Annotated in this window: 20 protein-coding genes and 1 pseudogene; 10 read left to right on the forward strand and 11 right to left on the reverse strand. The window is 71.0% G+C overall.

Annotation, left to right across the window (positions count from 1 at the left end):
* Positions 1-16 precede the first annotated feature (16 nt).
* The 3 genes and pseudogenes from GUY59_RS49770 to GUY59_RS03245 all read right to left on the reverse strand — a co-directional run bounded on the left by GUY59_RS49770 (position 17) and on the right by GUY59_RS03245 (position 1098).
* A complete protein-coding gene (locus GUY59_RS49770) occupies positions 17-142 on the reverse strand; it encodes a hypothetical protein (protein WP_269128694.1) in 126 nt (41 codons plus the stop codon).
* Positions 125-226 (reverse strand): annotated as a pseudogene (locus GUY59_RS47270) (transcriptional regulator); the annotation flags it as partial. The gene GUY59_RS49770 and the pseudogene GUY59_RS47270, both read right to left, overlap by 18 nt.
* 68 nt (positions 227-294) lie before the next feature.
* Positions 295-1098 (reverse strand): SAM-dependent methyltransferase, encoded by an 804-nt coding sequence (locus GUY59_RS03245; RefSeq protein ID WP_138202271.1) that lies wholly within the window; start codon positions 1096-1098, stop codon positions 295-297.
* A 235-nt stretch (positions 1099-1333) separates the two neighbouring features.
* On the opposite strand from GUY59_RS03245, the gene GUY59_RS03250 reads away from it, so the two are divergent.
* Both GUY59_RS03250 and GUY59_RS03255 read left to right on the forward strand, forming a co-directional pair.
* On the forward strand, positions 1334-2545 hold the full coding sequence (locus tag GUY59_RS03250) for an FxsB family cyclophane-forming radical SAM/SPASM peptide maturase (RefSeq protein WP_330849128.1): 1212 nt from the start codon (positions 1334-1336) through the stop codon (positions 2543-2545).
* Complete coding sequence (locus tag GUY59_RS03255) at positions 2542-3882, forward strand: HEXXH motif domain-containing protein (RefSeq protein ID WP_138202272.1); 1341 nt, start codon at positions 2542-2544, stop codon at positions 3880-3882. Before GUY59_RS03250 ends, GUY59_RS03255 begins: the two co-directional genes overlap by 4 nt.
* On the opposite strand, the gene fxsT (GUY59_RS03260) is transcribed toward GUY59_RS03255, so the two are convergent.
* Both fxsT (GUY59_RS03260) and fxsT (GUY59_RS03265) read right to left on the reverse strand, forming a co-directional pair.
* On the reverse strand, positions 3842-6334 hold the full coding sequence (gene fxsT / locus GUY59_RS03260; protein WP_138202273.1) for an FxSxx-COOH system tetratricopeptide repeat protein: 2493 nt from the start codon (positions 6332-6334) through the stop codon (positions 3842-3844). The genes GUY59_RS03255 and fxsT (GUY59_RS03260) overlap by 41 nt on opposite strands.
* A 363-nt stretch (positions 6335-6697) precedes the next feature.
* A complete protein-coding gene (fxsT, locus tag GUY59_RS03265) occupies positions 6698-9223 on the reverse strand; it encodes an FxSxx-COOH system tetratricopeptide repeat protein (RefSeq protein WP_138202274.1) in 2526 nt (841 codons plus the stop codon).
* 160 nt (positions 9224-9383) lie between these two features.
* On the opposite strand from fxsT (GUY59_RS03265), the gene fxsA reads away from it, so the two are divergent.
* From fxsA to GUY59_RS03280, 3 genes are read left to right on the forward strand one after another with little or no spacing between them, the layout of a single operon-like run.
* Entirely contained in the window at positions 9384-9569 is a 186-nt protein-coding gene (gene fxsA, locus GUY59_RS03270) for an FxSxx-COOH cyclophane-containing RiPP peptide (protein WP_132334917.1), read from the forward strand.
* A gap of 57 nt (positions 9570-9626) precedes the next feature.
* The gene (locus tag GUY59_RS03275; protein WP_138202275.1) at positions 9627-10520 is read left to right on the forward strand and encodes an SIR2 family NAD-dependent protein deacylase; all 894 of its coding nucleotides are present in this window, start codon (positions 9627-9629) and stop codon (positions 10518-10520) included.
* Positions 10517-12505: an nSTAND1 domain-containing NTPase gene (locus tag GUY59_RS03280; RefSeq protein ID WP_138202276.1), complete on the forward strand. Its 1989-nt coding sequence runs from the start codon at positions 10517-10519 to the stop codon at positions 12503-12505. The genes GUY59_RS03275 and GUY59_RS03280 overlap by 4 nt, the downstream gene beginning before the upstream one ends.
* 28 nt (positions 12506-12533) lie before the next feature.
* Here GUY59_RS03280 and GUY59_RS03285 read toward each other — a convergent pair whose 3' ends face one another.
* From GUY59_RS03285 to GUY59_RS03295, 3 genes are all read right to left on the reverse strand, one after another.
* Complete coding sequence (locus tag GUY59_RS03285) at positions 12534-13265, reverse strand: S1 family peptidase (protein ID WP_161714357.1); 732 nt, start codon at positions 13263-13265, stop codon at positions 12534-12536.
* A 147-nt stretch (positions 13266-13412) separates the two neighbouring features.
* A complete protein-coding gene (locus GUY59_RS03290; protein ID WP_138202278.1) occupies positions 13413-14492 on the reverse strand; it encodes a trypsin-like serine peptidase in 1080 nt (359 codons plus the stop codon).
* Between the two features lie 148 nt (positions 14493-14640).
* Positions 14641-14901 (reverse strand): hypothetical protein, encoded by a 261-nt coding sequence (locus tag GUY59_RS03295; RefSeq protein ID WP_138202279.1) that lies wholly within the window; start codon positions 14899-14901, stop codon positions 14641-14643.
* 273 nt (positions 14902-15174) lie between these two features.
* Here GUY59_RS03295 and GUY59_RS03300 point away from each other — a divergent pair, with 273 nt between their 5' ends.
* Complete coding sequence (locus GUY59_RS03300; protein WP_161714358.1) at positions 15175-15576, forward strand: DUF3040 domain-containing protein; 402 nt, start codon at positions 15175-15177, stop codon at positions 15574-15576.
* 14 nt (positions 15577-15590) lie between these two features.
* Here the strand turns inward: GUY59_RS03300 and GUY59_RS03305 are convergent, their stop codons facing one another.
* Together GUY59_RS03305 and GUY59_RS03310 are read right to left on the reverse strand one after the other, a co-directional pair.
* The gene (locus GUY59_RS03305) at positions 15591-15857 is read right to left on the reverse strand and encodes a hypothetical protein (RefSeq protein WP_138202281.1); all 267 of its coding nucleotides are present in this window, start codon (positions 15855-15857) and stop codon (positions 15591-15593) included.
* Positions 15858-15941: 84 nt separating this feature from the next.
* A complete protein-coding gene (locus tag GUY59_RS03310) occupies positions 15942-17444 on the reverse strand; it encodes a serine/threonine-protein kinase (RefSeq protein WP_161714359.1) in 1503 nt (500 codons plus the stop codon).
* A gap of 122 nt (positions 17445-17566) precedes the next feature.
* Here GUY59_RS03310 and GUY59_RS03315 point away from each other — a divergent pair, with 122 nt between their 5' ends.
* From GUY59_RS03315 to GUY59_RS03330, 4 genes are all read left to right on the forward strand, one after another.
* Positions 17567-17992 carry a hypothetical protein gene (locus GUY59_RS03315; protein WP_138202283.1) on the forward strand — a complete coding sequence of 142 codons (426 nt, stop codon included), beginning with the start codon at positions 17567-17569 and terminating at the stop codon, positions 17990-17992.
* A gap of 39 nt (positions 17993-18031) precedes the next feature.
* The gene (locus tag GUY59_RS03320; protein WP_201760454.1) at positions 18032-18760 is read left to right on the forward strand and encodes an FHA domain-containing protein; all 729 of its coding nucleotides are present in this window, start codon (positions 18032-18034) and stop codon (positions 18758-18760) included.
* Positions 18761-18792: 32 nt separating this feature from the next.
* The gene (locus tag GUY59_RS03325; RefSeq protein WP_138202284.1) at positions 18793-19170 is read left to right on the forward strand and encodes an arsenate reductase family protein; all 378 of its coding nucleotides are present in this window, start codon (positions 18793-18795) and stop codon (positions 19168-19170) included.
* A gap of 167 nt (positions 19171-19337) precedes the next feature.
* Positions 19338-21008, forward strand: a complete 1671-nt coding sequence (locus tag GUY59_RS03330) for a glycosyltransferase family 2 protein (protein WP_138202285.1) — start codon at positions 19338-19340, stop codon at positions 21006-21008.
* A gap of 12 nt (positions 21009-21020) precedes the next feature.
* Here GUY59_RS03330 and GUY59_RS03335 read toward each other — a convergent pair whose 3' ends face one another.
* Positions 21021-22292, reverse strand: a complete 1272-nt coding sequence (locus tag GUY59_RS03335; protein ID WP_161714360.1) for a sensor histidine kinase — start codon at positions 22290-22292, stop codon at positions 21021-21023.
* Positions 22293-22327 lie beyond the last annotated feature (35 nt).

Genomic DNA, 22327 nt, shown 5'->3' on the forward strand with positions numbered 1-22327 from the left:
ACCCAAACGGTGGAAATCACAGGTCGTTGCCCGCGTACGACAGGGTGAAGCTCTTGTTGACCAGCGGAAAGTCCGGCACGATCGCCCCCTTGAGCGCGAGCGGCAGCGCCGGCCAGTCGAAGAGCGACGGATCGACGTCCAAGGCGCCGAGCATGTCGCGAACCGACCGGGGCCCCTCCTGAAGGAGCTCCAGCACCCGGATGCGTACGGGGTGCCCGAGCGTACGTTGTGTAAGCCCGCATGGTGCGCATGCGGGCTGAAGGTCGTGCGGGAGGGGCCTGGAGCGCCGGGGTGTCAGGGCTTGCGGCCGACACCGCCGTAGAGCCACTTCGTGGCCCGCGGGGCCGGGTCGGAGGGGTCGGGATGCCAGCCGTCGATGGTCACCAGGCCCGGCTCGACCAGGTCGAAGCCGTCGAAGAAGCGGGCGATCTCCTCGCGCCCGCGGAAGAAGATCGGCGTCGGCGTCGTGGCGTAGACGGCCTCGATCTGCGCGACCGCCTCCGGCGGGTGGTTCTCGGTGGTGACGTGGGTGGCCGTGAGGTGGCTGCCCGACGGCAGGGCGTCAAGCAGCTGGCGCATGATCGGGCCGCGTTCGTCCAGTGTGAGGAAGTGCACCATGGCGATCATGAGTACGCCGACCGGCTCGCTGAAGTCGATCTGCTTGACCGTTTCGGGATGCCCGAGCACGTCGGCGGGCCGCCGCATGTCCGCCGCGGCCACGCTGGTGTTGTCGTCGGTCGCCAGGAGCGCGCGGCCGTGCTGCAGCACCACCGGGTCGTTGTCGACGTAGACCACGCGCGCGTCGGGGGTGATCTCCTGGGCGATCTGGTGAGTGTTGCCCACGGTCGGCAGGCCCGAGCCGATGTCGATGAACTGCCGGACGCCCTGGCGGGCCATGTAGCGCACGGCGCGGCGCAGGAACGCGCGGTTCTCCTGGGCAAGCTGGCGGATCTCCGGCATGGCCTTCTCGACCTGGCGCACGGCCTCCCGGTCGACCTCGAAGTTGTCCTTCCCTCCGAGGTAGTAGTCGTACATGCGGGCGACGCTCGGCCTGGTGACGTCGATGCCCGACGCGCCGTTAGGCTTCCGCTCCACCATTTCCCCGACCTCCACGATAGATCATTTATTACTCAAGTTAGCGCAGTCGGGTAGTGCGGGGAGTAAAGAAAGCCGCAATCGACACCGAAACCGCCAAACACCCCGGACGGTGCGATCGTTCACCGGCGGACACACGCGCCGCACGCAGGCGCCGCTACCACGATGTCCCGGCTCCCGGCTGGGCGCATCCGCGACCTCATGCGCAGCGCCGCCCGCGGGCGATAGTTTCGCTCGTGTGTCACGCCCGAACGGATTCTGGCTGGGCAACCTGAAGCCCCCGGTCGCGGCTCCACTCCCTGAGGGGTGGCAGCCGTGGCCTTTGTGCCAGTTCATCCTGAAACTACACAGCAGATGCGATCTAAGCTGCGATTACTGTTATGTCTATGAAATGGCCGACCAGAGCTGGAAATCCCAGCCGCGACGGGCGTCCAGGAGCGTCATCGCGCACACGGCCTCCCGGATCGCCGAGCACGCTCACGCGCACCGGATGCCCTCCGTCCACCTGATCCTGCACGGCGGGGAGCCACTCCTCGCCGGCCCCGGCCACATCGCCCACACCGTCCGGACCGTCAGGCAGGCGCTGGGCCCCGATGTCCGCCTCGATGTCAGCCTGCAGACCAACGCCATGCGCCTGGACGAGGAGTTCCTGCGGCTGTTCGACGAGCTCGGCGTCCGCGTGGGCGTCAGCCTCGACGGCGACGCCGCGGGCCACGACCGGCACCGGCGGCGCGCCGACGGCCGCGGCAGCCACGCCACGGTCACCGCCGCGCTCGGCCTGCTCGGCGGCCGCTACCGTCACCTGTTCGGCGGCCTGCTCTGCACCGTCGACGCGCGCAACGACCCCATCGCGACCTACGAGGCGCTGCTGGAGTCCCGGCCGCCCAGGATCGACTTCCTGCTGCCGCACGGCAACTGGGCGGAGCCGCCGCCCGGACTGGGTGACGGCGGCACGCCGTACGCCGACTGGCTCATCCCGATCTTCGACCGCTGGTACGCCGCGCCGCGACGCGAGACGGAGGTCCGGATCTTCGACGACATCCTGCGGCTGCTCATGGGCGGCTCGTCGTCGAGCGAGGCCGTCGGCCTGAGCCCCGCGAGGATGGTGGTCATCGAGGCCGACGGCGCCATCCAGCAGTCCGACACGCTGAAGTCGGCCTACCCGGGCGCGCCCGCCACCGGCTTCCACGTCGCCCGCGACACCTTCGACGCCGTCCTGCGGCATCCGGCCGTCATGGCCCGCCAGCTCGGCCGCGACTCCCTCGCGACCGCCTGCCAGGACTGCCCCATCGTGCCGGTCTGCGGCGGCGGCCTCTACGCGCACCGCTACGACCCCGGGAGCGGGTTCGTCAACCCGTCGGTTTACTGCCGGGACCTGTTCCGCCTCATCACTCACATCCGCGGCGTGCTGGAGCGCGACGTCGCCGCACTTCTGGAAGGCCGCCGATGAGTCTCAAGCATCACGTCATCCCGGAGGAGCACTTCCTGGCGCTGGCAGCGGGCGCGGGCGGCGCCGAGGCGGCTCATCTGCTGGCGCGCGCCCAGTACAGCAAACATGTGCTGCTCGTGCACGGAGTGGCCACCGCCGCGCGCACCGCGGGACACCCCGAGGCCGGCCCGGCCGCGCGGGCGTACGCGCTGCTCAGTCGGGCGCAGCAGCGCCACAAGGACGCGGCGGACGCCGTCCTCCGCCACCCTGCCGTGGGCGCATGGGCCTGGCGCACCTACCACGCTATCTCCAGGTCGGTGGACGGCCATTCCCCTGCCCGGCTCGCGGCGGTCGCGGCCGCCGCTGCCGTACGGGCGGGCATGGACTTCTCGATCGAGGTGCCTGTCGAGGACGGCGGCGCCATGCTGCCCTCGCTCGGTCGCGCCCTGTGCGCCGGCCCGACCGCGCTGGTCCGGCGGGCGGGCGGCCCTGTGGAGGTGGTCTCGGCCGGCGAGACGGTCAGGATCCCCGGTGACCCGCACGACGACGGGCCCGGCTGGGAGGCGCTGCGCACCCTGTCGACGATGTCGGGCGGGCGGCCCGTCACCCTCTGCGTGGACGACCTCGACCCCTACCGGATGCCGGGAGCCCGCCTGGCCGCGCAGCGGTTGTCCGGTGAGGAGCTCGACGTCTGGCGTGCCGCCCTGCGCGGCGCCTGGGAACTGCTGGTCGACCACCACTGGACCGTCGCCGCCGAGGTCTGCGCCGTCACGCGCGTGCTGACGCCCCTGACCGACGTACCCGGCGACCAGATCAGCGGCAGCTCCCGCGAGGCGTTCGGCTGCGTCGCGCTGTCCACGCCGCCCGACGCGACGACGCTCGCGCTCACGTTCGCCCACGAGGTCCAGCACGGGAAGTTGTCGGCGCTGCTCGACGTCGTCCCGTTGCTGCGCCCGTCAGGCGACAACCGCTACTACGCGCCGTGGCGTGACGATCCGCGCCCGCTGGGCGGGCTGTTCCAGGGGGCCTACGCCTATGTCGGCGTCAGCGGCTTCTGGCGCAGGCAGCGGCTGCTTGAGCACGGCGAGGCGGCGCTGGCCGCGAACGCCGAGTTCTACCGCTGGCGCGAGGCCGCGGAGGGCGCCACCCGTGAGATCGCCGCGAGCGGTTACCTCACCCCGCGCGGGGAGCGCTTCGTCGCCGGGATGGCCGCGACCCTGGCGGCGTGGCGCGACGAGGAGGTCTCCGACGCGGCCATCGAGAAGGCCCGCAGGGACGCGTCCGCCCACCGGGAGGAGTGGCGGCGCCGCAACGGTCTCACGCCGCCGACTCCAGACGGTGTGACAGTTCCTGGATGAACGCGCGGGCGTCGCCCCACCAGACGGAGGCGCGCATGTTGAGCCGGGCGATCCTGGCGAGGTGATATTCCCTGGCGGCCTCGTCCATCCCGCCGGGATCGGGGTCGTGCAGGACGACGATGTTCCTCCTGGAAGGCGAGACGCCCGCCAGGAGGGACATCAGCATCCCGTACGACGCCGACCGCGGGTTGTGGCCCAGCATCAGGAACGGGTACGTGACCAGCGCCCCCAGGATGTCGGCCGACCACTTCCCGTACTCCACGCGCAGGCACCTGACACGGTCGTGCTCCGACAACACCAGCGAGCCCGGCACGTCGTACGCCCCCGCCAGATGGCACACCAGCGGTCGTTCGGGAGTGGGGGCGACCACCGGCTCGGCGACGGAGAGCTCCGGCCGCCACGGCGGCACCTTCACCACGGGTTCCCTGCCCGCCCGGAGCAGCGCCTTCGTGAGCCGGCCGTGGTAGGCGGTGGTCAGGTAGGAGGTGGCCGGGATCTCCGCCAGGAACGCGTAGGGGTCCTCCTCGTCGTCGGGCTGCTCCCATTCGTCGCGCAGGGCGGCCAGCAGTTCCTCGGCCATGGCCGCCCGGTCCGGCAGCGTCACCGCGTAGTCGAGCACGGACTCGAAGTCCCAGGCGTCCGGGAACGGATAGCCGAGCCGGCCGGCCCACTCCCAGCTCAGTGCCCGCACCCTGGCGGCCGTGCGCCGCGAGATGCCGGCCCCGACGACCGGGGTGCAGTCGCCCGTGGTCACCTGGTAGATCAGCCGGGTCCAGTCGTCGCCCTCCATGGTCCTGGCCATGAGCAGGCTGCGCCGCACGGGCGGGACGGGCGCGGGTTCGGGGGCGACCTCGCCCGCCGCCGGGGGTGAGGCCGCGAGCTCGGCGCCGGCGTACCGTTCCGCGCTCTCGACGTCGCCGATCACCTGGAAGTACCGGACGAGCTTGGCCACGAACGCCCGCACGTCGCGGTCGGCGCAGCCGGCCAGGGACGACGCCTCCGCATGGCCGGCCAGTTCGGCGTAGCGGGCAAGTCCCGCGCGGTTCTCCGGATCCCCGCAGTCGGACCCGGCCAGCAGCAGGTGCACGTCGTGCCGGACGCGCTCGCTCTCCGCGTCGGACAACCGCTTCCTGATCGTCGTCTGGAGCAGGCGGTGCACCTGGACGGTGCCCTGGCTCGCCAGCCGCATGAACCCGTACTGGGTGAGCATCCTGATCGCGGTGTCGGCCAGCACCGGGTCCTGGAACACGCCGACCGTGTCGCCCGCCAGCGGCAGGCTCCCCTGAAGCAGCAGGTGGCGCGAGATCGACTCCGGCCGCAGGAAGGCGCAGCGCTGGAGCAGGTGGAGCGCCTCCGGGTGGGTCTGCCCGAGCGTCTCGAAGCCGAGGGCCCACGCCGAGGCGAGCCCGCGCCCGTAGTCGACCGGCGGGAGCTCGTCGAGCACCCGTCCGGGCTGCTCGCGCAACCGCGCGATGTAGGCGTCGGGAGTCAGGCCGGAGCTCTTCATGTAGCTGCCCGCCTGTACGATGCCGAGCGGCAGGTCGCCGAGTTCCTCGGCCACCCGGGCCGCCTCCTCGGCGGAAATTCCGGGGACGCGCCAGGTGAGCAGTTCGACGCTGTCCTCGCGCTTGAACACCCCGACCTCGATGGGCACGGCCACTTCGTCCCAGGCGGGGTCATGCGAGGTGATGAGCACGTGCCCCGGCCCGTCGTGCGGCAGGAACGCGCCGAGGGTGTCGGGATGCCCGGCGTTGTCGAAGACGAGCAGCCACGGCGCGCAGCCGGGATCCTCCCGCAGCAGCTTCAGCGTCTCTGCCACGATCTCCGCCTCGCCGACGCCGTGGACGAGCTGTTTGCCCAGCGTGGCCAGGTCGGTCCTGATCTGCGTCGGCGGCTCGGCCCTGATCCAGAAGACGATCGAATATCGCGACGCGTGCCGGTGGATGTACTCCGAGGCCAGCTGGGTCTTGCCGTGGCCGCTCGGCCCCAGCAGGCACACCGGCCAGGCGGTCTGAGCCGCCATCTTGGACTCCAGCTCCGCCATCAGCTCATGGCGGCCGGAGAAGTGGCCCCTGGCCGGCGGCCTGCCGCCCATGATCCGCGGCCGGGAGTCCTCCGCGTCGTCCTGAGACGGCTCGGGCGTCTGGCTGACGGCCGCCGACAGGGCCTTGTGGCGCCTGAGCCAGGTGTCGAGGAACTCCGCCTCGTCGGGGGCGAGCTCCACCCCGTGCCGGCGGCCGTACGTGAGGCAGGCGCGGACGTACGCGTCGACCAGCGGCCACGCCGGCGGGCGGCGGCGCTCGCCCTCCAGAAGGCCGTGTACGGTGCTGGACGGCAGCTTCGCGGGGTTCAGCCGTTGCAGTTCGCGATAGGGCGGGGTGCCGACGTCGGCGCGCAACTCGCTCAGGGCGGCGATGAACGCCTGGAGTGGGTCGTCGCCGTCGGCGCTCATCGGCGGCTGCCTTTCCGCTGCGCGGACGTGAGGTCCCGAATTGTCCGGGGCGCGTCCGTGGTCATCCGCTTTTTCACGCTATTCGGCCGATCCGGTGTGCCAGGTCGTCCAGACCTTTCCGGCATCGACCCGGTCCGTTGCGGGACATCGTGCCGCTCGCCTGTCCTGGTCACAGGACGCCACACAAGGAGGCACGATGCGGTACGAGATCGTCCTGGTCATCTTCGCGGCCCCTTTTCTGCTGGGCGCACTGCGGTTCTGCATCCTGTTCATGGGGCTGCGGCTGACGCTCCGCAGAGCGCGCCGGGCGGATCGGCCACGGCTCTATCACGACTTCGTCTCGGCGATGAGAACGGAGCCGGGTCAGATGGGCGGCGGATCGAAATCCCCGTCCATTCTCGAACGCTCGACCAGCGCGAGGCGGGCGTCGGGGTGATCGAGGCCCATCGTGGCGGCGTAACCCTGCCTGGCCTCCTCCAGCAGTGACTCGGCCTCCTCCACGTAGCCGGACCCCAGGATGTCGAGGGCGTGGTTGGTCATGCACGCGAGCAGCAGCGGATAACCGTCGGCGAAGAGCCTGCGCAGCCGTTCGAGCGTGTCGTGGCCGAGTCGCCTGGCGTCCTCGAGGTCGCCCGCCGCCGAAAGGTCGCTGGCGAGGTTGAGCGCGCACGTGAGGGTGTAGTGGTGGTCGCGGCCGAGCCTGCGGTCGAGCCCCGCCAGCGCCGCCTCGTTGGTGGCCCTGGCCGCCCCGGCGTCGCCGCGCAGCCGCTGGAGGATGCCCAGGTTGGTGGCGCAGCCGTAGACGTAGGGGTGGTCGTGGCCGTAGAGGGACTCGTACCTCGTCACCGCCTGCAGCGCGATGTCGTAGGCGGCGTCGACGTCGCCCACCGTGCGCAGTGCGTTGGACAGGTTGCTGGCGGCGGCGACGGTGTCGGGGTGGTGGTCGCCCATGATGCGCTGCAGGCGGGCGTGCACGTCCTTGGCCAGTTCGAGCGAGGCGTCCAGGTCTCCCGCGCGGCGCTTGGCGATCGACAGGTCACGGGCGGTGCGCAGGGTCCACAGGTGCTCGGCGTCGAGCTCGTTCACGCCGTACGCGTAGGCCTCCTCGCCGAGGGCCACCGCCTCCAGGGCGTTGCCGTCGAGCCGGACCGCTCGTGCCAGGCCGTTCCAGGCGTTGAGCACGTCGGCCTCGCCGATCTTCTCCTTGCTCCGGCTCTGCTTCCTGTGCACGTGGTCGTACAGCGCCCTGGCCCCGGCGTAGTCGCTGTTGAGGCCGTAGTCGACGGCGAGGTTGTTCATGATCTGCAGGGTCGCCACGGCGTCCTCGCCGAACACGTGCGCGTGCTGGGCGCGCAGGCGTTCGTCGAGCTCCCGCGCCGACGACCAGTCGCCGACCGCCCGCAGGTCGGCCGCGAAACCGCTGCTGAGCACGAGTGTCTCGGGATTCTCCTGGCCGAGCGTCGCGGTCATCTTCGCCAGCGTGGCGCTGTCGAGGTCGTACGCCGCGCGGTATTCGCCGAGCTCGCGGATGATGGCGCCGAGATGGCGCTGGGCGATCAGCACGTCGGGGTGGTCGGGCCCCGACACGGCGGTCCACCTCTCGACGAACTGCTCGGCGAAGGTGCGGGCCGACTGGTAGTTGCCGGACCGGTAGAGGTAGTAGACCACGCCGCGCACCAGGGCCCGCACGCTCGCGTCGAGGCAGTCGGCGACCTGAGAGGGCAGGATGTGCGCGATGAGCTCGTTGTAACGCGGCCAGTTGGCCCGGTCGTCGGGGTTGTCGGGCGCGGCCCCGGCCAGCAGGAGGTGCACCTCGTGCCGGTAGCGGTGCCGGTCGTCCTCGTCGAGTTCGTCGCGCAGCAGGGCCTGGACCAGCCGGTGCACCTGGATGGTGCGGGCCTGGGAGTCGATGGTCGCCAGGGCGAACCTGCCGAGCTCCCTGATCGCCCGGGTGAGCAGGATCGTGTCGCTGAAGATGCCGCTCAGCCTGGCGTCGGACGTCTGGTGCCCGGCCAGGCGGAACACGTCGCGCGGGATCGGCTCGGGACCGAAGAAGGCGCAGATGCGCAGCACGTCGACGGCCTCGGGCAGCTTGCTGCGCAGTTGCGCGACCGACAGCGCCCATGCGGCGGTCATCGGCATCGGATATTCGGACGGTTTGCTCTCCGACAGCAGTGCGCTCGTCTGTTCCTTCAGCAGCCGCAGGTAGTCCTCGACCGAGATGCCGGTTTCGACGTGCAGGGCGCCCGCCTGCTCCAGCGCGAGCGGAAGGTCGCCGAGCTCCTCGGCGAGCAGGTCGGCGTCGGAGCCGGACAGCGACGCGCGCCTGGACAGGAACTCCACGCTCTCGTCCCGCGTGAAGACGTCGACGGCGACGGTGTCGACGATGCCCTGCCAGCGATGGTTGCGGGAGGTGATGATGACCTGCCCGGGGCCCTGCGGGATGAGGTCGCTGATTTCTTCGGGCTGGTCGGCGTTGTCGAAGACGAGCAGCCAGCGATCGAACGGCTCGCCGCGCCGCAGCGCGTCGAGCACGGCCTCGGCCGCGTCTTCCGCGCCGCTCCTGGTGGCGGCCTGCAGTCCGAGGTACGGGGCCAGGCCGGCGAGCGAGGACTTGACGAGGACCGGCTGGTCGGCGGGAATCCACCAGACGACGTCATAGTCCGATTTGTACCTATGTGCGTATTCCACCGCCAACTGGGTCTTTCCCACGCCGCCGAGGCCGTGCAGGGCGTGCGGCACCACGGCGGTCACCTCGGTGGACAGGCCCGCGTGCAGTCGTTCGAGCAGAACCGACCGGCCGGTGAAGTTGACGTTGCGGGAGGGAACCTTGCCCCAGACTTCTGGTGCTCGCCCCGGTCTGACCGGCTCCGACTGCGAACCTGTCACGTCATCGCCTCCGTTGCCCGATATCCGGCGACATTAGCTTAAAGCTTTTCCAGCCGCCGAAACATAACGTCAAGGGCATCTCATTGCACCGACCGGTCGGTACTTGCCGTAAACTCAAGCGTGCTGCTCTGTGTACCGGGAAAGCGTCGTAGGGGTTCGAATGAGTGACGAATCGGCCGAAACTGGGCTGGTCGACGTGGGCGGCCTGACACTCGCCGACCTCGACGGCCTGAACGAGTCGGCCCTGAGCCACGCGCTGCGCGCGTTGCTGCAGGCGGGCGAAGACGCGATGGGCCCGATCGCCGGGTTCAGCCAGAGCATCGACGGGGTCGCAAGCGGTAGTTGACAATAGGGTCGCACCTCACTCCACGCCGCCACCGACGTGCCAGGAGAAGGCGATCCGATGAAGGACTCCGACTGGGCCCGGCTGATCGACCAGCTCCGCACCGGTGACTGCACGCCGTTCATCGGCTCGGGAGCCGGCGAGGGCACCCTCCTGACGAACGCCGAGCTGAGCCGCACGTGGGCGGCCCGCTACGACTATCCGTTCGCCGACGACGCAGACCTGGCCCGGGTGATGCAGTACGCCCGCAACCTGCTCGGCGACGCCGCCACGCTGAAGCAGCGGCTCGGCCGCGAGCTCGCCGCGATGGGCCCACCCGACTTCACGGCCCCAGGTGAAATTCACGCCGGCATCGCCCGGTTTCCCATTCCGGTGTTCCTGACCACCAATTACGACGACTTTCTTTCCCGGGCGCTGCGTGGCTCGGGAAAGAAGCCCAGCGCGGCGATATGCCCATGGCACGAGGGCGTGCCGTACGACCGGGATTTGTTCGAGCGCGGCGCGGGAATGCGCCCGGACCCCAGCCGGCCGGTCGTCTACCATCTCCACGGCAGCACGCGCGTCCCGTCGTCCATCGTGCTGACCGAGGACGACCACATCGAGTTCCTGGTGCACATGACGACCGCGCGGGCACAGAACAACCGGCACGTCATCCCCCCGATCATCCTCGACGCGCTGGCGAACAGGCCCCTGCTCCTTCTCGGCTACTCCCTTCACGAATGGACCTTCCGGGTGCTGTTCCACGGCCTCATCCGGCGCTACCCGGCCATCGGCCGCCGGCGCCACGTCAGCGTCCAGCTCGCGCCGCTGGGCGAGGACGTGAAGCCGGGAGCGGAGTTACGCGCCAAGTCCTATCTCGACCGATATTTCGACGGCTGGGAGGTCTCCGTCTTCTGGGGCACCCCCCGCCAGTTCTGCCAGGAACTGGAGCAGCGGATGGGGCCGCTCTCGTGACCGGCGGCCACGAGAGCGAGCCGTACGTCGGGCTGCGCTCCTACACGAGCGAGGACCACGAACGGTTCTTCGGCCGCGACCAGACGGCCTACGCGATCTCCGTGTTGTGGCAGTCGCACCGGCTGACGATGTTGCACGGCCCCTCGGGCGTCGGCAAGACGTCCGTGCTGGAGGCAGGGGTGCTGCACGAGCTGACGGCCCAGCGCGTGGACGTGCTGCCGATCGGCCGGCTGTCGCACGGATCCGCCTTCCCGATGGCAGCGCTCTCCGAACGTAACCCGTTCACCGTGGCGCTGCTGTCGTCGTGGTCGCCCGGCGAGTCGCTGACGCGGCTGTCGGGGCTCACCGTCCGTCAGTTCCTGCGGCGCCGCGGTCCCCGCACCGACAAGTACGGTGACCCCGTCCCCATCCTCGCGGCCATCGACCAGGCGGAGGAGCTGTTCTTCGACTTCCCGCACCGCCAGGCCTTCCGCGACCCGTTCATCGCCCAGCTGGCCGACGCCCTCGACGACAACCAGGACCTGCGCCTGCTCCTGTCGATCAAGGAGGACTACCTCGCCAGGCTCATGGCCCACAGGGAGCGGCTGAGCGGCGGGGGCAACGCCGCGGAGTTCGCCCTGGCGCCGCTGACCGAGGAGGAGGCGCTCGTCGCGGTCCGCCGGCCGCTCGTGCGAACGGGGCGCTCCTACGCGCCGCGGGCCGCCGAGGTGCTGGTCAGGGAGTTGCGCACGGTCAGATTGCAGGGCGTGAACGGCACGACGTCGTACGAGGTCGACACCGTGGAGCCGGTCACGCTGCAGATCGTCTGCTCCTCGTTGTGGCGCTCGTGCCCTGAGGACCTGCGCATCATCACCCCCGAGTACGTGGAGCGGCACGCCGACGTCGACCGTTCGCTGGGCGACTTCCTCGACCGGGCTCTCGCCGAGACCGCGCACGACCACGACATCTCCGTCGACGAGCTGACCACGTGGTTGCGGGAGACGTTCATCACGGAGCTCGGCACCCGCGGGACCGCGTACGAGGGCGAGACCCAGACCGCGGGCATGCCGAACACGGTGGTGAAGGCCCTGGTCGACCGGCACGTGCTCAGGGTGGAGGTGCGCTCGGGCTCGCGCTGGTGCGAGCTGCAGCACGACGGGCTGGTCCAGCCGGTCCAGCGGGCGCGCGGCGGCTCGACGGCCGGACCGGGGGAGGGCCAGGCGGCCGTCAGCGCCGCCGAGTACCTGCGCGTGGCGGAGCAGGTACTGGCGGACGGCGACCTCACCCTGGCGGAGACGCACGCCACGAAGGCCAAGTTGACGTGCGGGCAGGACGAGCCGCGCACACGGGCGGAGATCGAGTCCTTCCTCGGCAACCTGGCCTACGAGCGAGGCGACTGGGCCGCCGCCGAGTCCTGTTACAAGCAGGCCAGCCAGGTGTACGAGCGGCTGGGTGACACGGCGGCGGTGGGCCGGCTGCTCGCGGCGGCGGGCCGGGTGATCCTCTACCAGGGCCGCGCGTACGAGGCCGTCGACGAGCTGCAGTCGGCGGTGGGGCGGGTGCCGAACGACCTGACGGTGCGCGTGGAGCTGGCGATGACCGTGTGGCACGCGGGCGACCCGAGGGCCGCGCTGCCCATCCTCCACGGCGTGCTCGCCGCCGACGGTGACACGCCCGTGGCGTTGCAGGCGAGGGGTGAGATCCTGGCCGACCTCGGCAGGCCCGTTCAGGCGCTGCGCGATCTCGACCGGGTGCGGCAGCCGGAGGAGCCGGCCACCATCGCGGCCAGGGCCCTGGCGCTGGCCGAGCTGGACCGGGCCGAGGAGGCCGCCGCCGAGCTGGAGGTGGCGCTGGTCGCGGGGCGTGACCAGGGGCTGGTGGCCTACCTGTGCGCGCGGGCGCTGAGGCGGATGGGGGACAGGGAACGTGCCGCGCGGGCGGCCCGGGACGCGGGCAGGCCGCCGCTCACGGCATACCAGCGGCAGGTGCTGGCGGACCTGTGGTAGGCGGTCGGGCAAGTCAGGGGCCCGCAGGTCAGGGGAGCGTGACGTAGTCGTCGAGGAAGTCGCGGGCCGAGGGGGTGTCCAGGCGGTAGTCGTAGTTGGTGCCCGTGCATGCGTCGTCGGCCCCGCTGATCGAGGTGGCGACGAGCAGGTGCGACTCGGAGCCGCCCAGGAAGTTGGGGCCGCCGGAGTCGCCGAAGCACGTGCTGCCGTCGCTCTCCGACTGCAGCGACAGATCGAGCCACCGGCGTGAGAGGTCCTTGAAGGAGATGGCGGCCTGGTGGCGGGTGTCCGGGTAGTTGAAACGGGTTTCGCGCTTCTTCCTGGTGGGGTTCAGTGAGCCGTAGCCGACCGGGGTGAAGGACGCCTTCTGCAGGTCGCCCTCGGCTTCCAGCCGATCGAGCATTCCCTCGCTGGGGAGCCGGGCGGGCTTGATGCCCGGGATGCGTTCGTCGAACAGCACCACGGCCATGTCGTGCAGCGCCGACTCGTCCTTGAACCGGGGGTCCGGCACGTAACGCCCGGTGTAGTACGTGCTCCCCGGACGGTAGCGGTCGGCGAAGGTGACCCGGACGGTCTTCTGGCCGGGCTCCGCGCAGTGGGCGGCGGTGAGGAAGACGGTGGGCGAGATGAGCGTGCCGGTGCAGTAGGCCCATGAACCGTCGGGGTGCGCCTTCTTCGCGATGAGCGCGCCCACCTCGGGGTGTGCGTTTCCGTCGGCGACGCCGTTGGTGATGGCCGCTGCCGGCGCTGAGGGGCTCATGATCAATGCAGCGAAAATCATGACAAACAGGACGAAACGCATTAAAAAAGTATAAACGCCCCTGTCCGGTACATGAAGATGAGCGGAAAAGATCTACGCACGCCGTTTCCGGCCCGGATCCGGAGCGGATCCAGGCCGGGAAGGCCGTCAAAGCGCGTTGGTGTTCTGGGCGGCGCGGTAGACGGCCATCGCCTCGTTCCCGAAGAACGGGCCGAACATGAAGTCCGGCGCGAAGTTGTACTTGAAGCTGTTGACGGAATTCAGCCAGCCCTCCCCCGTGGACTCGTCGAACCCCTGGAACCACGGGCCGCCGCTGGCCCCGCCGGTCATGTTGCAGCGCAGCCCGAGGTCCCGCGTCTGCACGGTGTCGTCGAACGAACGTCCGCTGCAGTAGATCAGCTCCGAGCCGTCGAACGGCTCCGCGGCCGGGTAGCCGAAGGAGAACATCTGCCGGATCCTCGGCTGGTTGAACGCCACCCCTTGCCCGCCGACGACGTCGGTCAGCGTCCGGTTCTGCAGCGGCGCCACCACGGCGGCGCCGACGTCGAAGTTGATGTCCTCGCGGGCGTTCCACTGCTGGGTCGTCAGCAACCTGCTGGCCACCCAGGTGCCGAACGGCCGCTGCCCGTCGTCGAACGCCGGCACGAACGCCCAGTTGCGGTGGAACTGGCCGTTCAGCTTCACGCAGTGCCCCGCGGTCATCACCACGCTCTCGTTCGTGCTGGTCACCGCCGTGCCTGAGCAGGAGGAGTTCTGGCCGTCGGCGGTGGTGAAGAAGACCCGGCCCGTGGTGCGCACCACGGCGCCGCCGTCGGTCCACTGCAGGCCGGGGCTGTTGGGCACCGCGGCCTGCCGTTCGACGGCCGAGGTGGCGGTGACCGACCACGGGGCGCCGCGGGACGGGGTGGTGGAGGAACCACGCGTGGTCCACGAGCCGCGGGTGCGGGTGGTGGTGCCGCGCGCCGACCACGGGTTGCCCAGGGAAGGCTGTTCCGACCGGGCGGTGCGCCGGGGCGCGGGCGACGACAGCGGCTGCGCCGCCAGCATGCGCTTCCGGGTCCAGTACTGCGAGACGGTCCTGCGTTCCGACCACGAGTCCGTGGCCGACCATCTGACGGGCCCGTCGCGGTCAGGGCCGCTCCTGGCGCCGGCCTGCGCGGCCCCCGCGGGCGCCAGGACGCCGGCCACGAGCGCGGCGGCGGAGAGCAGGGCGACTCTGCGGTGCATTACGTACCTCCCGATAACCGGAATCTGCCGATTGGAGGTACGCATGGCGACATCAATGTCGCTCAAGGCATACGAAGATTGATATGACGGCAATACACCGAGGCATGACCGGAAGACCCAGCGTCACCGCTGGGGCGTGCTCGTGAGGCTAGCGCCGGTGCTCGGCCAGCAACCGTCCGTTGTGCCGGATCTGGACCGCCTCGTACGGGCAGAGCTGCCGCGTCAGGTACGTCCTGGCGATCGCGTCTGCGTCGGCCCGGTTCACGCCCCAGCCGACCGTGCTCCAGCGCGTGCGGCCGTCGTCTCCTGTGGTGTCCAGGACGACGATCTCGAAGAGTTGTCCGGTGGCCGGAGGCGTGCAGGCGGTGTGCCCGCGGAATTCCTCGCGTGGACGATGCGGGACGGTCACGCCACTCCTTTCTGCCGGTACGGGGCCGGCGAGCGCTCTCAGGGCCGGGCGAGAACGGGCATGCCCTGGGCCTTAGGGCGTAAACATGGCAAGGGAATTGGCTTGCCTCGGTAACGGGTGATTCGTGATGAATGTCCGGGGTAGGAGCACGGGCGGCTGACCAGCATCGCGCCGCCCAGGACGATGCGCAGGAACGTTCCCCCCGGCAGGACGAGGGAGAGCGATGTGATGAGGTTCACGCCCGGCGACCAGCGGCCGGCCCGGTAGCCGGCCATGAGCCTGTCGGACTGGGAGCGCAGGGCCCTGGCCGAGTTGGAGCAGGAGCTCCGCCGGGAGGACCCTCCGTTCGCGCACCGTATCGACGAACTCAACGCGGCCCCCTGCGGCCAGGGCCCCCAGCGCTTCGCCTGCCAGGTGTCCCCGTACGAGGTCGTGTGCGTGTTCCTCACCGTGGTCGTGCTGACCGGGTTGTGCGTGCTGGTCATCCTCACCGCCGGCCAACGGCAGGCGCCGCCGCCGTCCCAGGTCGTGCGGGCGCCGAGCACGGCCACCGGCCCGCCCGCGGCGCCGCCGAGCGTGCCCCCAAGCGGGCCCCCAAGCGGGCCCCCAAGCGGGCCCCCAAGCGGGCCCCCAAGCGGGCAGAGCGGGGCGCCGCTGCCCGCCGCCACCCCCTGAACGCCGTGCGCGGCTCAGGACGGCTCAGGGGAAGGAGTGGCCGACGTGGTGGGCATGGGGGCTCCGGCGGAGGAGGACGCCGAGGGTCCCGCCGCCGGAGGGCTCTTGGCCGGCCGGTCCATGGTGACGTACGCCAGCACCCCGGTCGTGACGGACGCCACCGCCACGACGGCGGCCGTCGCGTACGCGATCCTGCGTCTCAGCCGCCTGGCGCGCTCCCGTCGCCTGGCCTCCTCGCGCCGCATGGCGGCACGCCTGCGCTTCGCCTTCCGCTGTGACATGTGCACTCCCGAGAACTCTTTCGGGCGTCACCCTAGAAAGCAGCGCGTAACGTCGGCCTAAGATCGTCGGCTCCGGCCGGAGCCTCAGGCGGGCTGGTAGTCGCGCATGTAGCGGGCCACCTTGGCGGTGTAGTCACGCCACTGCGGCGGCACGCCCTTCGCCTCCTTCAGCGGGTTGACGCCGCTGCGGTAGAGGGCGGCCAGCTTCAGCGCGGGATCGCCGGGAAGTTTCGTGACCTGGGGGCCCAGACGGCACATGAACCGCCCTATGGAGACGATCGACAGCTCGGGGCTGAACGGCGGCGAGGGCTTGGGACGCTGGAGGCCGCCCGGCTGCCAGTGCCACAACACTTCGGGGGTCCACCTGGCGATGCCGTACTCGTCGTTGGCCTTGTCGGAGAGGTCGGGGTCGTAGCCGGACTCAGCCTTCAGCATCGCGGCGATCAGGGCCGGGCTCAGGCCCGGCAGCTCGCAGTACGTGCCGGCTTGCACGATCAGCTCGCGGTATTCGTCGGGGATGTCGGAGTCGGCGCGCAGGTAAGCGGCGGTCCAGACGTTCGTGGGCGGCGGGGGTGTCGTCGTGCCGGTCCCGGGCGGCCGATCCACGGGCGGTGACGAGGTCAGCGCCATGGCCGTCGCTGCCGCGGCGGCCACGACGACGACTCCGCTGCCGGCGACGATCACCGTACGTAGCCCTGGGCGACGGCGCGGCTCGGACGGCGAGGTTCCGTCCTCGTCCGGCTCCTCGGGCGGCGGAACGCGCGCGTCGTCATGCGGAGCGGGCGGGGGAGCGGCCTCCGGGACGATGGACGACGTCAGGGCCGCGGCGAACGCGGCGGCGTCGGGCCAGCGGGCCTCCCTGCCGGGCTCGATCGCCCGCATCACCGCGACGTCGACCACCTCCGGCACCTCGGGGTTCAGCGCGCTCGGCGGCACGCGGTGCTCGGGCTTGCCGGGCACCTTCCCGGTGAACATGTGGTACGCCAGCGCGCCGAGCCCGTGCACGTCGGCGCGGGCGTCCGGCGCCCCGTCGAAGTAGAGCTGCTCGGGCGCCTGGTAGCCGGGTGAGCCCGCGGGCAGCGTCAGCCCGCTCAAATGGTCGGTCGAGCGCGCGATGCCGAGGTCGGCCACCATCACCCGCTCGCCGCCCTCGGGACGGGAGCAGAACAACACGTTCGACGGCTTCAGATCGCGGTGGACGACCCCGATGCTGTGGAGCACGGCCACACCCTGGCAGATGTCGCGCATCAGGCCGAGCGCTTCCTCCACGGGGAGCGGGCGGCTGGCCAGGCGCTCGGCCAGGGTGCCGCGGTCGGCGTACGTCATCACGAAGTAGGGCCGGCCGTCGTCGAGTTCGCCGATGTCGAAGACCTGCACCAGCAGGTGGGAGTCGGCCCTGCGCAGCAGGCGGGCCTCCTGGAGGAAGCGCTCGCGCACGTCGGTCTTGCGGGCCCAGTTGTCCGCCAGGATCTTGACGGCCACCGGCGAGCGCAACTCGTCGTCGTGGGCCAGATGCACGGAGGCGAAGCCCCCGACGCCGATGATCTGCTCGATCCGGTAGCGGCCTGCGTGGGATGGAGCCGTCATTCGGCTCATCATGGCCGATGAGTACGGGGTTCGTCCACGTTCCCTCGCAGCTACCAGGTTTACTCGCTCGCCAGGTGGAGCCCAGGATCGGGTTGCAACACCGAAACGGGGAGGAAACCACCGTGATGATTCGACGCGCCGCGATCGCGGGGGCCTTCGCCCTGGGCCTCCTGGCCGCCGTCGCACCCGCCGCGCAGGCTGCCGGAGACGGACAGCCTTGCGGCAAGGCGTACAGGCACGGCACCTACAAGGTGCACAACTGCCCTGACTGGTCGCCGAGCGGGAGCATCCCGGTCTACAAGTCGCCGAGGAAGGGCACGATCGTCGGGTACATCAACCCCTCGGGCAACGACTGGTACCTGTGCGAGAAGGTCGGCGCCCGCCACACCCTGGGCCGCTACCAGAACTTCTGGTGGGCGGCCACCATGGCCGACAACAACAAGTGGGGCTACGTGAACGAGGTCTACTTCCGCGGGGGCGGGAACAACGAACCCGACGCCGGCCTGCACACCTGCAGCGGGCCGGGCGGCAAGCAGCTCCCTCAGTGACCTCGACACCCCACTCCGAACGCGAGTAAGGTCCCCCCGATGCACAGCACGATCCTGATCCAGATGGCGGCCACGCCGACTGACGACCGCCCCTACTCCCTGGAGCTCGCACCAGGTGAGCAGGCGTTCTTCGGCCGCGGCACCCCCGGCTCGCCGGTGGACATCGTGCTGGGCGACCCCGCGGTCTCCCGCCGCGCCGGCAAGATCGTCGCGGTGGGGGACTACTGGCTGCTGTCCAACCTCAGCACGTCGAAGACGTACGTCGTGGAGAACCCCGAGGGCGGCGGGGAGTTCGTGAAGGTGCAGCCGGGGCGCGTCGGGGCGCCGATCTCGTTCGAGTTCTCCCGGGTGAGCCTGCCCGCGGTCGACGGCACGGTGTCGTTCCTCGTGTTCGCGCCGCAGCACGTGCACGTGCCGCCGGGAGGCGCCGACGGCGGCGCGGCCACCCAGGTCGCCTACCCCCTCGACCAGAACGCCAAATACTTCCGCATCCTCGTGGCGCTGTGCGAGCCGCGCCTGCGCGACCCGTCCACCTCGCGCATCCCGACCATCCCCGAGATCGCCGAGCGGCTCCCCGACCTGGGCCTGAGCCGCACCGCCGTCGGCTTTCACATCGGCTATCTCGCGGAGAAGAAACTGCACGTCAAGAGCCCGCAGGGCAGCGACGGAAAGGCCGACTGGCAGCGCCACGCGCTGGTGTCGCTGGCGCTGAGGTTCGACCTCGTGACCAGTGAGCACCTCGCGCTGCTCCCGGTGCCCCGCCGCTGACGACCCGACGGCCTGTGAGGGATCATCAGGCCATGGAGATCTGGATCAATCCCGGCTGTTCCAAGTGCCGCTCGGCGCTGTCGATCCTGGACGCCGAGGCCGCCGACTACACCGTGCGCCGCTATCTCGACGATCCCCCGACGGAGGACGAACTCCGCGACGTCCTGGCCAGACTCGGCCTCGAACCGTGGGACATCACCCGTACGGGCGAGCCCGTCGCCGCCCGGCTCGGCATGGACACCTGGTCGCGCGAGCCGGGCGACCGTGACCGCTGGATCGGCGCGCTGGCCGCGAACCCCGTGCTGATCCAGCGGCCGATCATCACGGCCGACGACGGGAGCGCCGTGATCGGGCGTACCGAAGAGGCCGTGAGGTCCGTGACGGGAGGCTCTGCCCCGGGCGGAGCGTGACGTGGCTCATCAATGTCGGAGCGGAATTCCTGTGAGCTTGCTGGCAGGGATGAACTGGGCCAATGTGGCGCAATGGCATTCTGACCCATGGGTTTCGCCAGGAAGGTGGCGTAATGTAAAGCGCCGTTCGCCCACCCCGAGCCGACTGTCAGAGGAGCACCAGGCGCATGTCCGACAATCGTCCCGGTCTTCCGCACCGCCCGGATGATCTGTCGCCGGACGGTGGTGTACGGCGCGTACGCGGCAACGACTACCGCGTTCTGCAGCCGCCCGAGCAGTTCACCCCCGAGCTGCGGGTCAGCGTGGTCATCCCCGCCTACGGCGCCCAGGACAAACTCGACCTGGCGTTACAGGGGTTGGCGCGGCAGACGTACCCGTCCGCGCTGACCGAGATCATCGTCGTCGACAACGGCACCTCGCCCCCGCTGCGCCTGCCAGGAGGCACGGCCGCCCGGCTGGTCGTCTGTGACAAGCCCGGCCGGGCCTGCGCCCGCAACACCGGGCTCGCCGAGGCCACCGGCGAGGTGATCTTCTGGCTCGACTCCGACGTGGTGCTCACGCCCGGCGCGATCGAGGCGCACATGCGCTGGCACCACACCGCCCCCTACCTCTCGGTGACGAGCTACATCAGGTTCACCGAGGCGCCGCTGCCCGAGGAACTGCCCGACGACCTGGAGGCGGCGTTCGAGCCGGCCGCGCCGCACGCCTGGCTCGTCGACCTGGTGGAGCGCACCGAGGGCCTCACCACCCACTCGCCGCGCCCGTTCAGCCTGCACGTCGGTGGCGCCACCTCCGTCAACGCCGGCCTCGTCCGGGTGGCGGGGCCCATGGACGACGACCTCATCGTCGGCCAGGACACCGAGATGGGCTTCCGCCTCTACCAGGCCGGAGCGGTGTTCATCCCCGAGCCGCGGGCCCGCGCCTACCACCTCGGCCCGACCATGCGGATGCGGCAGCAGAAGAGCATCGACCGGGTCAGCCACGCGTTCGTCGCCGACCGCATCCCGGCCTACCAGTGGCTGCGCACGCACCCGACACGCGGCTGGCAGGTGCCGTACGTGACCGCCGTCATCGACGGCACGGCCGGGTACGAAGTCGTGCGCGCCGGCGTGGACGCCCTGCTCGCCTCGACGGTGGTGGACCTGACCGTCGTCGTGGTCGGCCCGTGGGACACGCTCGACCCCGACCGCCGCGCCCCGCTCAAGGACCCCGACCTCGATCTGGTCCTGGTCCACGGCCACTACGAGCACGAGAGCCGGGTGCGCCTGGCGACCGCGGAAGAGGTCGACCCGCGGGTCCCGTTCGTGTTGCGCCTGCCCGCGGGCTGGACGCCCGGCGAGGACAGCCTGGCCGTGCTGCTCGACCTGGCCAGGACCGAGGGGCTCGGCCTGGTCGAGGTGGTGCTCGACGAGCCGGCCGGCGAGGTGGCCAGGCTGGAGCGCGTGTCCTCGTTCGCCCGTGCCCGGCTCGTCGCCCGGCCCGGGGAGCCGCTCGACGACGCCGTGGCGGCCGTCGCGGGCGTTCAGCGGGTCGACGGCGACCAGCACGCCTTCACCCGCGAGCCGGCCCAGCCGGTCGGGCGGCGCAGCGCGTACAAGGCCAGGATCCAGGCGAAGGACGAGGTGGCCCGCCTGGCGAAGGAGTCCGAACGGCTGCGTGCGCAGGTCTCCAAGTGGCGGGACGAGGCGGCGCGCTGGCGCAAGAGCACCGTGGAGCTGCGCCGCGAGGTCGGTACGTTGCGCCGCGAGCTCTACACGGCCCAGAAGGCCCAGCGCGAGATGCGTACCACCCTGGCCGGCACCGTCAGACGCGCCATCGGCAAGCGGCTGCGCGGCTGACCTGCCAGCGGCTCAGGTCCCGCAGGGCAGGCCGACCCTGAGGGTGGTGGGCCCGCCCGGTGGGCTGTCGAGCGCGAACGTGCCGCCGTGCGCCTCCGTACGGCGCCTGATGCCGCCGATCCCCGACCCGCTGTTCTCGCCCGCCCCGCCCTTCCCGTCGTCGATCACCTCGACCTGCAGCCGGTCGTCGTGGCGGCGCACCCGGACGCACGCCCGCCGCGCCCCGCTGTGCTTGGCGATGTTGGTGAGCGCCTCGGCCACCACGAAGTAGGCCGTGGCCTCGACGGACATGGCGCACCTGACGGGGATGTCGGCCTCGATCGTGCACGGCAGCGGGAAGGTCGCGACCAGGCCGTCGAGGGCATCGGCCAGCGACCGCTCCGCCAGCACCGGCGGCAGGATGCTGCGCACCACCCCGCGCAACTCGGTGAGCGCCTGCTCGGCCGCGTCCTGGGCCTGGCCGAGGATGTCCTCGGCGGCGGCAGGATTGCGCGCCACGGCCCGGCGGGCAGCGCCCACCAGCACGTTGACGGCGACGAGCCGGTTCTGTGTGCCGTCGTGCAGCGACCGTTCGATCCGCCGCAGCTCGGTGGCGTGCGCGTCCAGCGCGGCCGAGCGGGTCGCGGTCAGGTGCGCCACGCGTACGCTGAGGTCGGCGTCGGCGTCGAGGGCCAGCAGGCGGCGTCCCGGCCAGGCCTGCAACCACGCCATCAGCGGCGAAAAGATCATGGTGAGCGCGATCCACACCGGGGCCACCAGCGCGATGGCGAGGGCGCTCGGCCCGTCGTCCACGGTCCAGAGCCCCAGCCCGGCGTCGGACGCCTCCTCCGGCGGCACCAGCCGCCACCACGCCCAGAACGTGACGTCCTGCACCGCCTTGACGGGCAGGGTCGTGCTGAGTATGCCGAGGAACACCCCGAAGGAGGCATGCGTGACCACCCACGCGAGCTCCCTGCGCACGGTACGGTCGGCGAGCGCGGCGCGCAGCCCGTCGGGCACCGGCTCGGGGCTGATGAACCCCTGGCCCCAGTCGCCCAGGCGGGAGCGCTCCCGGTTCGCGACCGCGCGCAGGGCGCGCAGCGCGGCGGGCGCCATCAGCAGCCCCACGCCGACCAGGGACATGAGCGCGGTGGCGCCCAGCAACATGAGCGAGAGCATTGCCAGGACCCCCGTGCCCATGCCGCCGATGAGGCGTTCGAGAGCGTCCAGGGTGGTCCGGCCACGGGCGAACATGTCCCATCGACGGGTTGATTTGCGGCGGTTCCCGGCGACACGGGTCGGCATCCGCAACTCCTCAACCAGACGGCGGCCCTAGAGGG

The organism is Nonomuraea sp. K271 (assembly GCF_009908215.1).
In the GTDB taxonomy this organism is placed as follows: domain Bacteria; phylum Actinomycetota; class Actinomycetes; order Streptosporangiales; family Streptosporangiaceae; genus Nonomuraea; species Nonomuraea longispora.

Bases quoted from the DNA above. Each gene is read 5' to 3' on its own strand.
- GUY59_RS03245 (WP_138202271.1), bottom strand. From the start codon at position 1,098: ATGGTGGAGCGGAAGCCTAACGGCGCGTCGGGCATCGACGTCACCAGG.
- GUY59_RS03255 (WP_138202272.1), top strand. From the start codon at position 2,542: ATGAGTCTCAAGCATCACGTCATCCCGGAGGAGCACTTCCTGGCGCTG.
- fxsT (WP_138202273.1), bottom strand. From the start codon at position 6,334: ATGAGCGCCGACGGCGACGACCCACTCCAGGCGTTCATCGCCGCCCTG.
- fxsA (WP_132334917.1), top strand. From the start codon at position 9,384: ATGAGTGACGAATCGGCCGAAACTGGGCTGGTCGACGTGGGCGGCCTG.
- GUY59_RS03275 (WP_138202275.1), top strand. From the start codon at position 9,627: ATGAAGGACTCCGACTGGGCCCGGCTGATCGACCAGCTCCGCACCGGT.
- GUY59_RS03285 (WP_161714357.1), bottom strand. From the start codon at position 13,265: ATGAGCCCCTCAGCGCCGGCAGCGGCCATCACCAACGGCGTCGCCGAC.
- GUY59_RS03290 (WP_138202278.1), bottom strand. From the start codon at position 14,492: ATGCACCGCAGAGTCGCCCTGCTCTCCGCCGCCGCGCTCGTGGCCGGC.
- GUY59_RS03300 (WP_161714358.1), top strand. From the start codon at position 15,175: ATGAGCCTGTCGGACTGGGAGCGCAGGGCCCTGGCCGAGTTGGAGCAG.
- GUY59_RS03305 (WP_138202281.1), bottom strand. From the start codon at position 15,857: ATGTCACAGCGGAAGGCGAAGCGCAGGCGTGCCGCCATGCGGCGCGAG.
- GUY59_RS03310 (WP_161714359.1), bottom strand. From the start codon at position 17,444: ATGACGGCTCCATCCCACGCAGGCCGCTACCGGATCGAGCAGATCATC.
- GUY59_RS03320 (WP_201760454.1), top strand. From the start codon at position 18,032: ATGCACAGCACGATCCTGATCCAGATGGCGGCCACGCCGACTGACGAC.
- GUY59_RS03325 (WP_138202284.1), top strand. From the start codon at position 18,793: ATGGAGATCTGGATCAATCCCGGCTGTTCCAAGTGCCGCTCGGCGCTG.
- GUY59_RS03330 (WP_138202285.1), top strand. From the start codon at position 19,338: ATGTCCGACAATCGTCCCGGTCTTCCGCACCGCCCGGATGATCTGTCG.
- GUY59_RS03335 (WP_161714360.1), bottom strand. From the start codon at position 22,292: ATGCCGACCCGTGTCGCCGGGAACCGCCGCAAATCAACCCGTCGATGG.